We start from the raw sequence: 12,308 nt of genomic DNA on the forward strand, positions 1-12,308 counted from the left end.
CACGGTGTATTCCAGGAAAGCGACTGTCCGCCCTCCACCCAAAGCGGCCAACCCAGCCTAAAAACTCGCCTTCAGTCCGTCGATCACGAATTGCGCGGCCAGCGCCGCCAGCAACACGCCCAGCAACCGCGTGATCACCGCCTCGATCTTGCTACCGAGCAGCGCCATGATCGGCCCCGCCGCCAGCAACGACCCCAGCATCAGCACCAGCGTCACCACCACCGCACCGATCACAACCAGCCGTTCGCTCAGGCCATCCGCTCGCGACATCAGCAGCATGACGGTGGCGATCGATCCCGGACCGGCGATCATCGGCATCGCCATGGGAAAGACCGACACATCCTCGACTTCCGGGGTTTCCGCGATCTTGTGCGCGCGGTCCTCGCGCCTTTGGGTGCGTTTTTCGAACACCATGTCCATGGCGATCATGAACAGCATGATCCCGCCCGCGATGCGGAAGCTGTCCAGTTCGATCCCCAGCACGCCCAGCAACTGCTTGCCCCAAAGGGCGAACAGCAGGAGGATTCCCGCCGCGATGCCCACGGCGCGGATCGCCATGCTGCGCCGCTGCGCCATGGTCGCCCCGGTCGTGAGGCTGGCATAGATCGGCGCACAGCCCGGCGGATCGATCACCACGAACAGGGTGACGAAGGCGGAGATGAACAGTTCCGTCATCCGCCCGCCGCCACCTTGTCGTCGATCACGGTCTCGTAATCCGTGCCGTTCCACATGCGCACGGTCACCCTGCGGCTGCCATCGGTCGCGACGTCGGCGCTCCAGGTCAGGCTTTCATCCCTGGGCATGGGCAGCGTTTCGCCCTTGCCCCGCCCGGACCCCGGTGGCGGCCCGCCCCCACCGGGCCCGCGACGCTTGCAGGTCGCGACCTTGCCGACCAGGAATTCGGGCGCATCACGGGCGAGAGCGAGCGTATCGCCATGGTCCATGATCCACTTCCATTCGCCCTTCTTGTCGCGTTGCCAGACGGTGGTGAAATAGCCGACCGATCCGTCCGGCCGTTTCCAGTTGCCGGTGCTGGCCGCCAGATTGCCGTCGCAGGACACGAAGATGGTCGAAGGCGTCCAGCGCACCGACGCGGGCGGATCGGCGCGGCCCTTGAGCCATTGCTTCGCCAGCACCCGCTGCGGCACGAACATCACGGCTTCGTCCGCCGCCGTTTCGCGGAAGGCGGTCCACTGCCCCTTCTGCTGCGCCAGCCGGTTGAAGGCGAGTTCTGCGGCGAAGACGGAACTGGGATCGGGCTGATAGCGCATCGGCGGGCGCGCACCCACCAAGGCGAGAAAAGTCAGGACGATAAACGCGGAGCGCGCCTTCACAGCCCCTCCGGTTTCGCCAGCCCGGCTCGCGCATGCGCCGCCACCAGCGTGTTGCGCAGCAGCACGGCGATGGTCATCGGTCCGACCCCGCCCGGAACCGGGGTGATGGCGCGGACATGGGCCAGCGCCTCGGCCGTGGCGACGTCGCCTACGATCCGGCTCTTGCCATCCTCCGTATCGGTGACGCGGTTGATGCCGACGTCGATCACGGTCGCGCCGGGCTTGATCCATTCGCCCTTCACCATCTCCGCCTGGCCCACCGCCGCGACCACGATGTCGGCACGATGCACGACCGAGGCCAGATCGCGGGTCCGGCTGTGCGCGATGGTGACGGTGCAATTTTCCGCCAGCAGCAATTGCGCCATCGGCTTGCCGACGATGTTGGAGCGGCCGACCACCACCGCCTCCATCCCCGACAGATCGCCCAGTTCATCCTTCAGCAGCATGAGGCAGCCCAGCGGCGTGCAGGGCACCAGCGCCTCCTGCCCGGTCGCCAGCCGGCCCGAATTGACGACATGGAAGCCGTCGACATCCTTGGCCGGATCGATCGTGCCGATCACCGAGGCTTCGTTGATATGGGCGGGCAGCGGCAACTGGACGAGGATGCCGTCCACCCGCTCGTCGGCGTTCAGTTCCTCGACCAGATCGAGCAGTTCCTCCTCACCGATCCCGGCGGGCAGCTTGAACTCCATGCTCTCCATGCCGACGGCGAGGGTCATCTTGCCCTTGTTGCGGACGTAGACGGAACTGGCCGGGTCCTCGCCCACCAGCACCACGGCCAGTCCCGGCTTGCGCCCGGCTTGCGCGGTGAAGGCGCTCACGCCGTCCGCGACCTTGCCACGGAGCGTCTCCGCGAAGGCCTTGCCGTCGATGATCTTGCCGATGGTCATGATGCTTCAACCCATTCCCCGATGATGGCGGAAAGTCTTGCGAGCGACAACCGCTCACCACCGCCTTTGATCCGCAGCCGCTTTAGCCGGTTGGTGTCGCCCGATTCCAGCGAAATCGCGCTGCGCGGCCAATCCAGCCACTTGGCCAGCAACGCGACCAGCGCCGCATTGGCCTTGCCCTTTTCCGGCACGGCGCGCACGCGGGCGCTCAGCCATTCCGCGCCCTTTTCATCCGTCCAGACGCCGCCGATCCCCTCCTTCGTCGAGCCCGGCGTCAACCGGACGGTAAGCAGCAGATCGGTGCCGTCGCGGACGAAGACCGTCACACCAGCCCGAACAGCGGCGGCAATATCGCCTGGCGGATGATGAGGATGCCCAGCAGCACGACCATCGGCGACAGGTCGAGCGCACCCAGATCGGGCAGCACCCGGCGGATCGGATTGTAGATCGGCGCCGTCATCCGATCCAGCGCGACCATCACCGTGCGCACGAAATCATTGGAAAGATTGACGACGTTGAAGGCGATCAACCAGCTCATGATGGCCTGGATGATGATGATCCACCACAGCACATCGAGCAGGATGACGATGATCTGATAGAGGGCGTAGGCCATGCGATCTCCAATTTGATTGCGATCGGCTCTAGCCGAGGGGACGTCCGCGCCACAAGCATCCAGACGGAATATTCCACCAAATGCAGGGCGCGTTCGGCCAAGGGCATCCTGCGAAGGCAGGAACATGCGGCATTTGCCGGCTTGTTTACCGGCGCACTAAAGTGCCCGCACCGCGATCGGTGAAGATTTCCAGCAGCATCGCATGCGGCACTCGCCCGTCGAGGATGACGGCGGCGTCCACCCCGCCCTCGACCGCACGGACGCAGGTTTCCAGCTTGGGGATCATCCCGCCGCTGATCGTGCCGTCCGCCTCCAGCCCCCGGATCGCTTCGGGATCGAGGTCGGTCATCAACTGTCCCTGCTTGTCCATCACGCCCGCGACGTCGGTCAGCAGGAAGAAGCGCGACGCGCCCAGTTCGGCGGCAATGGCCCCCGCCATCGTGTCGGCATTGACATTGTAGGTATGGCCGTCCGCACCGATGCCCACCGGCGCGACCACGGGAATGATGCCGTCCCGCGACAGCGTGTCGAGGATGCTGCGGTCGACCTTCACCGGATCGCCGACGAAGCCCAGGTCGACATTGCGCTCTATGCCGGAATTGGGGTCCGCCTCGCGCTTGCCCAGCACCTTTTCGCACAGGACCAGGCCGCCATCCTTGCCCGAAATGCCGACCGCCCGGCCGCCCGCGCCGGAAATCCAGCCGACGATTTCCTTGTTGATCGATCCCGCCAGCACCATTTCGGCAATCTGCGCGGTTTCCTTGTCGGTGACGCGCAGGCCGCCGACGAACTGCGATTCGACGCCCAGCTTCTTGAGCATCGCGCCGATCTGTGGCCCACCGCCATGGACGACGACGACATTGATGCCGACCGCCTTCATCAGCACCACGTCTTCGGCGAAATCGCGCGCCGCCTCGGGATCGCCCATGGCGTGGCCGCCATATTTCACGACGAAGGTCTTGCCCGCATATCGCTGCATATAGGGCAATGCTTCGACGAGGGTTTCGGCCTTGGCGAGGAGCGCCGGATCGGGGGCGTGCTTGCTGTTCATGCGCGGGCGCATAGGGCACTAAGCCCGGCTCCGCAAGTTAGCGGTCCAGCCGCCGCCCCAGCGCGACGAGCGCATAGATGACCGGTGGCACCAACAGGGCCGACAAGGTGACCTTCGCCAGCATCTGGCCCAGCAACAGTTCCCCGATCGGGAAGACGCCGTAAAAGGCGATGGAAACGAAGAGCAGCGTGTCCGCGATCTGCGACAATATGCTCGCCACCGCGGCGCGCAGCCACAGCATGCGGCCACCTTCCTGTCCCTTGAGCGCGGCGAACAACGTGACGTTCAGCGTCTGCGAAATGCCATAGGCGACGATCCCGCCCAGCCAGATACGCGGCGTGCCGCCCATCATCAGCGCGAAGGCATCGCGCCGGGCCGGGTCCATATCATTCGCGGCGGGCACGGACAGCACGACGATCGAGAGCAGGATGGAGGCGATCAGCGGCAGGAAACCCACCTGCACCAGCCGGTTGGCAACGGTCCGGCCATGCAGTTCGGCAACGGCGCTGGAGATCGTCACCAGCAGCAGGAAGGCGAAGATCCCGGCCTCCACCGCCAGCGGGCCAAGGCCGAACCAAGGGCCGATGGCGGAGAGCGGCCCCAGCGTGACCTGCTTGTTGCCCAGCACGCCCGCAATGCAGACCATGCCGCCATAGAAGATTGAGAAGACGAAAAGCGAACGCGCGATCGGCGCGGGATGGGAAGCCATGGCCGGGACTTAAAGGGATTTCATCGGGGTGGGAAGAGCGGAAGGCAAGCGGGATGGGCCAGAGGCGGACATTCCCGACCCTATCGGACCGCCGGCTCCAGCAGCCGGATCGTTCCGATATCCGCATCGATCTCCGCCCGGCAACCGACAGGCAGGCTGAACTGGCTGGCGACATGCCCGAACAGCGCACCCTGGAAGGCCGGGACCCCCAACGCGCCCAGATGCTGCTGCAACACCTCCGACAGCGTGAAGCCGCCATAGGACGCACCGCTCGGCCCGCAATCGGTGCACTGGCCGAACACCACGCCCGCGACCCTGCCCAGCACCCCGGACAGCGCCAACTGGGTCAGCATCCGGTCGATGCGGTAGGGTTGCTCGCTGACATCCTCGACGAACAGGATCGCCCCGTCGAAATCCGGCACCCAGGGCGTCCCCATCAGCGTTGACAGCACGGTCAGGTTGCCGCCCAGCAGCCGCCCGCTCGCCTTCCCGCCGCGAAAGGTCCGGATGCGCCCGCTGCGCTGCACCAGCCGGTCCTCATGCCCCTCCGGATTGGCCAGCGTCGGCGTCGCCCCGTCAAAGGCCACCGCGCGGAAGGCGTCCCAGGAAAAGCGCGGCCAACTGCTCGCCGCATTGGGTCCATGGATGGTGACGAACCCCGCGCGCGCGGCAAAGGCCAGGTGCAGCGCGGTGATGTCGGAAAAGCCGATCAGCAGCTTGGGATTGGCCCGGATCGTCCTGAAGTCCAGATAAGGCAGCACGCGCGCGCAACCCCAACCGCCCCGTGTCGCGAACACCGCCCGCACCTGCGGATCGGCAAACATCGCATTGATGTCCGCCGCCCGGTCCGCGTCCTTGCCGGCCAGATAGCCGTAGCGCTCGACCAGATGCTTCGCCGGTTTGGGGACCAGCCCCATGGCGAGGATCGTGTCCTTCACCAGATCGAGGTCGAAGGCGTCGTCGGTGAAGCCCGCCGGTTCGACCAGTCCCACCATGTCGCCGGGACGCAGCCGGGGCGGCTTCACCACCCCGATCGGAGCCGCCGCGAGCCCCTTCGGCGCCACCATCGCCGCGCCCAGCACGGCCATCAACGCACGACGATCGAGACTCAAAATCGGCTCCCATCCTTGCGATGATAGGCTTCGCCCGACCATATCAGGTCTATGTCGGGATAATGCGCCCTGCCCTGCGGAACGCGGCCCACCGCCAGGAACACGCAATCCTCGCCGCTCTCATTGACCAGATGATGGCCATTGCCATCGCCCCTGGGAAAGGAGGCCATGTCGCCCGCCCGCATCGGCGTCCGGCCGCTGTCATCGACCAGCACCGCTTCCCCGCTCAGCATGACGACGAACTCGTCCTCCTCCTCATGCCAGTGCCGCTGCGAGGACGCCGCGCCGGGATTCAGCACGACATGGCTGACCCCGAATTCGGAAAGCCCCGTCGCGGGCCCCAGCTTGCGCACCCATCGCCCCGCCACCGCTTCGGCAAATTCGGCGGGATAGCCGGTCCTGTTGGTCTGTTCGATGGCTGCCAGATCGATCTTGGGCATGATCTTTCCATTTGCTTTGTTTACCGCCGCATTTTGCGGGCCGTCGGCGGTTCCAGCCGACTTCAAAATGCTCTAACGCAAGCCGATGACCATCACCAGCACCGATGCCGACCCGATCGGCCTGACCGAAAGACTGATCGCCTGCCCCTCCATCACGCCCGCCACGGGGGAGGTCTTCGCGGTGCTGGAGGCGATGCTGAAACCGCTGGGTTTCACGGTCGACCGGTTCATCACCGGCGAGGCGCCGGACGGCCCGGTGGAAAATCTCCTCGCCTGGCGGACGACCGGCCCCGGCCCGCATTTCGCCTTTGCCGGCCATCTGGACGTGGTGCCGCCGGGCAATGGCTGGACCAGCGATCCGTTCACGCCGCAAAAGCGCGGCGAACTGCTCTATGGCCGCGGCGCCGTCGACATGAAGGGCGCCATCGCCGCCTATGTCGCCGCGCTGCACCGCCTGCCCGCCGACCTGCCCGGCACGATCAGCCTGATCATCACCGGCGATGAGGAAGGCCCGGCCGTCCATGGCACGCTGGCCCTCATGGACCGCATGGCCGCCCACGGCCTGCGCCCCGACTTCTGCCTGGTGGGCGAGCCGACCTCCTCGCAGCGGCTGGGCGACGTCATCAAGATCGGCCGGCGCGGCTCGGTGAACATGTGGATCAACGTCGAGGGCATGCAGGGCCACGTCGCCTATCCGCATCTGGCCGACAATCCGATCCCCCGCCTCGTCCGCATCCTGTCCGCCATCGACGCCATCGTGCTGGACCAGGGCAATGACTGGTTCCAGGCCAGCAATATCGAAATCACCAATCTGGACGTCGGCAACCCCACCACCAACGTCATCCCCGCCACCGCGCAGGCGCGCATCTCGATCCGCTTCAACAACGAACATGGCGGCGCGGAACTGGTGGAACGCATCACCGCCATCGCGGCGGCCGAAGGCGGCACGGTGGAAGCCAGGATCAGCGGCGAACCTTTCCTGACCGAACCCGGCATGCTGTCCGATCTGGTTTCCGGCGCCATCCGTGAAGTGACCGGGGTGGAGGCGGAATTGTCGACCACTGGCGGCACATCGGACGCGCGGTTCCTATCGCGCCTCTGTCCGGTGGTGGAATTCGGTCTCAACAATGCGACCATGCACAAGCTGGACGAGGCAGTCGCCCTGACCGACCTTGGCGATCTCACCGAAATCTACCGGCTGGTGACGGTGCGCGCCCTCAAGGGCTAGAGCGCGCTGCGCTCCGGGAGAGCCGTGGGCGCGGCGAAGCGAGCGAGATAATCCGCCTCACCCATCGGCCGCGCCAGATGATAGCCCTGGAACAGCGTGCAGCCGATGACGCGCAGCATCTCCATCTGCGCCTGCGTCTCCACGCCTTCGACCACGACCTCCATGCCAAGGCCCTGGATCAGCCCGACGACCGCGCTGCAAATCGTCCGCGCCTCCGCGGAAATCGCGATGTCGCGCACCAGGCTGCGATCGATCTTCACGCGGTCCACCGGCAGGTCGCGCAGGCGGGAAAGATTGGAATAGCCGGTCCCGAAATCGTCGATGGCGATACGCACCCCGTCGCGGCGAAGGGCGCGAAGCTGGTCGCGGGTATCCGCCTTCATCTCCATCGCCAGCGATTCCGTGATCTCCAGTTCCAGCGTGGCCGGCGGCGTCCGGTGCGCGTCGAGAGCGTGGCGCAGGCGCATGAAGAAATCGGCCTGCGCCAGTTCGCGCGCGGAAATATTGATCGCGATACGCTGCGACATGCCCGCCTGCGCCCAGCGTGCCGCCGTTTCGCACACCCGGCTCATCACCCAGTCGCCCAGCGCCACGATCGCGCCGCTTTCCTCGGCGACGGGAACGAAGGAGCTTGGCATGACCAGATCCCGCTCCGGATGCACCCAGCGCACCAGCGCCTCCGCCGTGACCGCCCGCCCCGTGCCGATCTCGATCTGCGGCTGGAATTCCAGCAGGAATTCGTCGCGCTGAAGCCCCAGCAGCAGATCGCGTTCCAGTTCGGCGCGGTCGGCGGCTTCCAGCGCCAGTTCGGGCGTGAACATCTCGGCCCGGTTCCGGCCCTGATGCTTGGCGTGATACATGGCGATGTCGGCCGAACGCAGCAGCGCGGGCAGCGTGTCGCCATGGTCGGGATAGCAGGCAATGCCGATCGAAGCGCCCAGATCGATATGCTGGCTGCCGAGATCGAAGCGCTCGCCCAGCGCGAACTTGATGGCGCGGGCGATCCTATGGGCGGTTTCCCGGTCGGCCATGCTGGGCACGAACAAGGTGAACTCGTCCCCCGCGAGGCGACCGATCAGGGCGTCGCCGACGCCCGCGCTGGCCTGCGCCATGGCGACTTCGCGCAGCCGCCCGGCGACGCGGGCGAGCAATTGATCGCCCGCCGCATGACCCAGCGTGTCGTTGACCGCCTTGAACCCGTCCAGATCGATGAAGAACAGCGCAGCGAGCCCCTCCTCGCTGCGTTCCGCCAGCATCCGTTCGACCTGGCGGCAGAAGCTGGTGCGGTTGGCAAGGCCCGTCACCTGATCGAACAGCGCCAGCGCCTGCACATGGTCGAGATTGGTGCGCACCTGGCTGAACAGGCTTTCCATCGCCACCGACAGGTCTGGCAGTTCCTGACCGATTTCCCGGGCCACGGCCGATTGCAGGTCGCCATGGGCGGCGTCCAGCAACCGTTCGGTCGCCCGGTCGATCGCGCTGGCGGTGGTCGCCACGGTCTGACGCGCGGAGCCCCAGCTCAGCGTGCCGCACAGGATCGCGATGATGAGGGACCGGCCGATGCCTTCCATGTCCGTCGCCTGCCCCTGGCCCAGGACCAGCGACAGGATGAACACCAACGCCCCCGCGGCGCAGGCGAAGGCAGTGGCGCGGCTCGTCAATGTCACGCCCTGCATGAGTCTCCCTGCCCTGCGCAGCCCGGCGTTGGGCTGGATCAGCCGGATATGAAGGACAGTGGTTAAGAAAAGGTCAGTGCCTCACCCCAAAAAGGCTTATTTCTTGCGCCGCAAAATGACGTAGAGCGCGCCCTCTCCGCCATGGCGCTGATGCGCGATCCGCACGCTGGCGATACGGTCGGCATAGCTGCTGGTTTCCAGCCAATGGCCGATCTCGCCGCGAATGGCACCACGCCGCGCTCCCCCACCGGCAGAGCCGGTCTTGGGCGGCTTTCCCGTCACCACCAGCAGCACGCGGGCATCGCGTGCCCATGCCGCCGCCAGCGCCTGGTTAAGCCGGGCATGGGCCGCAGCCAGGCTGTGCCCATGCAGGTCAATCGCCATGTCGGGTGCCATGTTTCCGCTACGGATTCTGCGTTCCCAACCCGAATCCAATATGGTGGACGGGGTACGCGCCGGCGGGGTCAGGGCGGGCTGGGCCGGGGCAGTTGTTAACCCTGTTTCCATCCTGGGCTTGACCGGCACGGCGGGCAGGGCGGATGCCCGCGCGCCGGGACGCAGCGGCCTTACCGATCGGGTCAGCGCCGTCCAGAGCGCCTGTTCATCAGAGGAGAGGTGTCGCCGGACCATGGCCGCATGGCATCAATTCTGGCCGAGCCGCGCCGCCGATCCGACCGGCAGCAGGATCAACGCGCTGCCCCGCGCCGACATGCCGCCCGCTATGCCGCGCGCGTTGCTGCCCGCGCCCCAGAAGCTGTCGAAACGATTGGCGCCCTTGATCGCCCCGCCCGTATCCTGCGCGATCCAGATGCCATTGGGTTCGGCCCGGTCGAGCGAGAGCAGCACGGGCGCGCCCAGGGGCACATATCTGGGGTCGGCGGCTACCGTCGCTTCGGGCGTCACCGCCACGCCCATCGCCCCCAGCGGGCCGGCCCCGGTCAGTTCGCGGAAGAAGACGCAGCTCTTATTCTCGTTCATGATCGCCGCGCCCTCTTCCGGGTGGGCGCGCAGATATTGCATGATATCCTGCATCGAACCGGCCTGGATAAGGCCCCGATCCTTCATCAGCTTGCCGATGCCGGTATAGTCGCGGCCATTCTGCCCGTCATAGCCGATGCGCATCACGCCGCCATCGGGCAGCAGCAACCGGCCGCTGCCCTGCACCTGAAGGAAGAAGAATTCGACCGGGTCGGCCGCCCAGGCCAGTTCCAGCCCCCTGCCCGCCAGCGATCCCGCCACGATCTGTGATCGATCATCGAAGGGGACGAAATTGCTGCCCTCCACCTTGCCGCGAATGGTCTTGCCCTTCAGGCTGTCGCTGAACAGGCCGAGATTGACGTCGATCAGATGGGACGGGCGGCGGTAGATCGGCACCTGATAGCCGGGCTGACGGCTGCGCGCGCCGGCGATTTCCGGTTCATAATAGCCGGTGACGAAGGCCGTGCCCGGCCCGACCTGGACCGCTTCGAAATAACGGGAGAAAAATTCGTTGGCGGAACTTTCCGGCCAACTCGACGCTGCGGCGCAGGCATTGTTCCAGTCGGAACCGCTTGTCAGTCCGCTCTGGTCGGTCCGGCGCATCAGCGAGGGGCAGGACAGGCGGAACGCCTGCAATGCCTTGCGCGATCGTTCGCCAGGCGGGATCAGGCTGGCAATGTCCGGACCTCGCGCGATGCCCGCACTGACGGCGTTCGCGCTATCGGCGGGCGGGGTGGCGGTCGGCGGCGTGACGGGCAAGGTCGGCCGGGGCGTCGCGGGAACGGGGCTGATCACCGTCTCTCCGCCACCGCGCGGCGGGCGGACGGGAGCCGGACCGCCCGCGCCCGGCGGAATCACGCCGCCCGCACAAGCCGACAGCAGCAGCGCCGCGGCCAACGCGCCGCCCGACCGGCGCAAGCTCATGCGGCCTCGTCGGTCTCGCTGAGCTTCCAGTTGGGGTCGGTGCTGCGCAGGTCGCGCGTGAAGGTCCAGATGTCGTTGGTGCCGATCGCATCCGTCAGCGACCCGGCGACGACATGGCCGTCCTTGTCCCGCGTGACTGCCGCGATATCCGCTTCGAAGCGCAACGAGACCTCGGCCAGGCGACCCGTGACGCTGGCATCGATGATCTGCGCCTTTTCAATGCGGACCAGACGGTTGTCCAGCACATGGCCTTCCGCCTCGCGAGCCGCGATCGCCTCCTCGAAGGAGGCGAGAACATCGGCGTCGCAGAGCCATTCCAATTCCTGCCGGTCGCCGCGCCAGAAGGCTTCGAGCACCATTTTATAGGCGGCCTTGGCCCCGTCCACGAATTGCGGCACGTCAAAGCCGCGGTCCGCCGCGATCAACGCGCGAACGCCCGCCTCGCCGCCGGGTGCGATGAGGCCATCGGCCAGACGCACCGAATCGCCCGCCATTTCGGGCACGGGCCGGGGTTGCACGATCGTCACCTTGGCGCGTTCCTCGGCCGGGCGAAGCGCCGGCTCCTGCTCATGCCCCGTGCGCTTGCCCAGCACGGAATAGAGCCGCAGCGCCAGAAAACCGGCAATCATGGCGAGGATGACAATTACGTACACGGCAGTCAGGCACCTTTGGTCTGAATCTGGAAAAAACGAACGCAGTCAACATAGGCATGTTTCCCCGCATATTCAAATGGCGGCTTTGCGCGAGGTGCATTGCCCTGCCCATCCGCCCCTGCTAAGCGCGCGGGTCGAACATCATGCGGGCATTCCGCCTGCCAGCCAAACCATAAACCCAGGGAAATCAGATGGCCGAGGAAGCCGATACCATCCAGAGCAGCATCACCGGCAACGGCGCCGACACCGGCCCGCAGATCGCGCTGATCAGCCAATATGTGAAGGACCTGTCGTTCGAGAACCCGAACGCGCCCGCCGTCTATCAGTGGCAGGACCAGCCGCAGATCGACGTGCAGTTCAACATCGGCGCCGACAAGGTGGGCGAGGAAGTGGTCGAGGTCTCGCTGAAGATCGAGGTCAAGGCGACCGCGCCGCAGGGCACCGCCTTTGCCGTCGAACTGGTCTATGCGGCGATCTTCGGCATGCGCAACGTGCCTGAGGACCAGATGCAGCCCTTCATGCTGGCCGAAGCGCCGCGCCTGCTGTTCCCCTTCGCCCGCCGCGTGCTGGCCGACGCGATCCGCGACGGCGGCTTCCCGCCGCTGCTGCTCGATCCGATCGATTTCGGCGGCCTCTATGTCCAGCAGGCCGAAGCCATGGCGCAGACCGCAGGCGAACCGGCCGGTCACGCCTGAACCGA

15 protein-coding genes are annotated in these 12,308 nt (G+C 66.4%); 2 read left to right on the forward strand and 13 right to left on the reverse strand.

Annotated elements, in window-relative coordinates:
• Window positions 1-57: 57 nt before the first annotated feature.
• From YP76_RS01450 to YP76_RS01490, 9 genes are all read right to left on the reverse strand, one after another.
• A complete protein-coding gene (locus YP76_RS01450; protein ID WP_046761835.1) occupies window positions 58-675 on the reverse strand; it encodes a MarC family protein in 618 nt (205 codons plus the stop codon).
• Complete coding sequence (locus YP76_RS01455) at window positions 672-1,334, reverse strand: YybH family protein (RefSeq protein WP_046761836.1); 663 nt, start codon at window positions 1,332-1,334, stop codon at window positions 672-674. Before YP76_RS01455 ends, YP76_RS01450 begins: the two co-directional genes overlap by 4 nt.
• A complete protein-coding gene (gene folD, locus YP76_RS01460; protein WP_046761837.1) occupies window positions 1,331-2,224 on the reverse strand; it encodes a bifunctional methylenetetrahydrofolate dehydrogenase/methenyltetrahydrofolate cyclohydrolase FolD in 894 nt (297 codons plus the stop codon). Before folD ends, YP76_RS01455 begins: the two co-directional genes overlap by 4 nt.
• Window positions 2,221-2,550 carry a DUF167 family protein gene (locus tag YP76_RS01465; RefSeq protein WP_046761838.1) on the reverse strand — a complete coding sequence of 110 codons (330 nt, stop codon included), beginning with the start codon at window positions 2,548-2,550 and terminating at the stop codon, window positions 2,221-2,223. Before YP76_RS01465 ends, folD begins: the two co-directional genes overlap by 4 nt.
• On the reverse strand, window positions 2,547-2,837 hold the full coding sequence (locus YP76_RS01470) for a YggT family protein (RefSeq protein WP_007688568.1): 291 nt from the start codon (window positions 2,835-2,837) through the stop codon (window positions 2,547-2,549). The genes YP76_RS01465 and YP76_RS01470 overlap by 4 nt, the downstream gene beginning before the upstream one ends.
• Before the next feature lie 145 nt (window positions 2,838-2,982).
• Window positions 2,983-3,900 (reverse strand): acetylglutamate kinase, encoded by a 918-nt coding sequence (argB, locus tag YP76_RS01475; RefSeq protein ID WP_046761839.1) that lies wholly within the window; start codon window positions 3,898-3,900, stop codon window positions 2,983-2,985.
• A gap of 25 nt (window positions 3,901-3,925) precedes the next feature.
• Window positions 3,926-4,597: a queuosine precursor transporter gene (locus YP76_RS01480; protein WP_046761840.1), complete on the reverse strand. Its 672-nt coding sequence runs from the start codon at window positions 4,595-4,597 to the stop codon at window positions 3,926-3,928.
• 80 nt (window positions 4,598-4,677) lie between these two features.
• Window positions 4,678-5,685: a S66 peptidase family protein gene (locus YP76_RS01485; protein WP_198147429.1), complete on the reverse strand. Its 1,008-nt coding sequence runs from the start codon at window positions 5,683-5,685 to the stop codon at window positions 4,678-4,680.
• Between the two features lie 20 nt (window positions 5,686-5,705).
• On the reverse strand, window positions 5,706-6,149 hold the full coding sequence (locus YP76_RS01490) for a cupin domain-containing protein (protein WP_046761841.1): 444 nt from the start codon (window positions 6,147-6,149) through the stop codon (window positions 5,706-5,708).
• A gap of 85 nt (window positions 6,150-6,234) precedes the next feature.
• Here YP76_RS01490 and dapE point away from each other — a divergent pair, with 85 nt between their 5' ends.
• A complete protein-coding gene (gene dapE / locus YP76_RS01495) occupies window positions 6,235-7,377 on the forward strand; it encodes a succinyl-diaminopimelate desuccinylase (RefSeq protein WP_046761842.1) in 1,143 nt (380 codons plus the stop codon).
• Here the strand turns inward: dapE and YP76_RS01500 are convergent.
• The 4 genes from YP76_RS01500 to YP76_RS01515 form a co-directional block, all read right to left on the reverse strand.
• Window positions 7,374-9,053: a putative bifunctional diguanylate cyclase/phosphodiesterase gene (locus YP76_RS01500; RefSeq protein ID WP_046761843.1), complete on the reverse strand. Its 1,680-nt coding sequence runs from the start codon at window positions 9,051-9,053 to the stop codon at window positions 7,374-7,376. The two genes, dapE and YP76_RS01500, sit on opposite strands and share 4 nt — an antisense overlap.
• 96 nt (window positions 9,054-9,149) lie before the next feature.
• Window positions 9,150-9,683, reverse strand: a complete 534-nt coding sequence (locus YP76_RS01505) for a Smr/MutS family protein (protein ID WP_046761844.1) — start codon at window positions 9,681-9,683, stop codon at window positions 9,150-9,152.
• 12 nt (window positions 9,684-9,695) lie between these two features.
• Entirely contained in the window at window positions 9,696-10,955 is a 1,260-nt protein-coding gene (gene mltA / locus YP76_RS01510; RefSeq protein WP_046761845.1) for a murein transglycosylase A, read from the reverse strand.
• The gene (locus YP76_RS01515) at window positions 10,952-11,608 is read right to left on the reverse strand and encodes a Tim44/TimA family putative adaptor protein (RefSeq protein WP_046761846.1); all 657 of its coding nucleotides are present in this window, start codon (window positions 11,606-11,608) and stop codon (window positions 10,952-10,954) included. The genes mltA and YP76_RS01515 overlap by 4 nt, the downstream gene beginning before the upstream one ends.
• A gap of 191 nt (window positions 11,609-11,799) precedes the next feature.
• Between YP76_RS01515 and secB the strand changes: the two genes are divergently transcribed.
• Window positions 11,800-12,303: a protein-export chaperone SecB gene (secB, locus tag YP76_RS01520; RefSeq protein WP_046761847.1), complete on the forward strand. Its 504-nt coding sequence runs from the start codon at window positions 11,800-11,802 to the stop codon at window positions 12,301-12,303.
• Window positions 12,304-12,308: the final 5 nt, after the last annotated feature.

The organism is Sphingobium chungbukense, from assembly GCF_001005725.1.
In the GTDB taxonomy this organism is placed as follows: domain Bacteria; phylum Pseudomonadota; class Alphaproteobacteria; order Sphingomonadales; family Sphingomonadaceae; genus Sphingobium; species Sphingobium chungbukense.

Excerpts from the sequence above, each read along its gene's own strand:
- YP76_RS01480 (WP_046761840.1), bottom strand. The coding sequence starts at position 4,597 with ATGGCTTCCCATCCCGCGCCGATCGCGCGTTCGCTTTTCGTCTTCTCA.
- YP76_RS01470 (WP_007688568.1), bottom strand. The coding sequence starts at position 2,837 with ATGGCCTACGCCCTCTATCAGATCATCGTCATCCTGCTCGATGTGCTG.
- argB (WP_046761839.1), bottom strand. The coding sequence starts at position 3,900 with ATGCGCCCGCGCATGAACAGCAAGCACGCCCCCGATCCGGCGCTCCTC.
- YP76_RS01485 (WP_198147429.1), bottom strand. The coding sequence starts at position 5,685 with ATGGCCGTGCTGGGCGCGGCGATGGTGGCGCCGAAGGGGCTCGCGGCG.
- mltA (WP_046761845.1), bottom strand. The coding sequence starts at position 10,955 with ATGAGCTTGCGCCGGTCGGGCGGCGCGTTGGCCGCGGCGCTGCTGCTG.
- YP76_RS01490 (WP_046761841.1), bottom strand. The coding sequence starts at position 6,149 with ATGCCCAAGATCGATCTGGCAGCCATCGAACAGACCAACAGGACCGGC.
- YP76_RS01450 (WP_046761835.1), bottom strand. The coding sequence starts at position 675 with ATGACGGAACTGTTCATCTCCGCCTTCGTCACCCTGTTCGTGGTGATC.
- YP76_RS01500 (WP_046761843.1), bottom strand. The coding sequence starts at position 9,053 with ATGCAGGGCGTGACATTGACGAGCCGCGCCACTGCCTTCGCCTGCGCC.
- YP76_RS01505 (WP_046761844.1), bottom strand. The coding sequence starts at position 9,683 with ATGGTCCGGCGACACCTCTCCTCTGATGAACAGGCGCTCTGGACGGCG.
- folD (WP_046761837.1), bottom strand. The coding sequence starts at position 2,224 with ATGACCATCGGCAAGATCATCGACGGCAAGGCCTTCGCGGAGACGCTC.
- dapE (WP_046761842.1), top strand. The coding sequence starts at position 6,235 with ATGACCATCACCAGCACCGATGCCGACCCGATCGGCCTGACCGAAAGA.
- secB (WP_046761847.1), top strand. The coding sequence starts at position 11,800 with ATGGCCGAGGAAGCCGATACCATCCAGAGCAGCATCACCGGCAACGGC.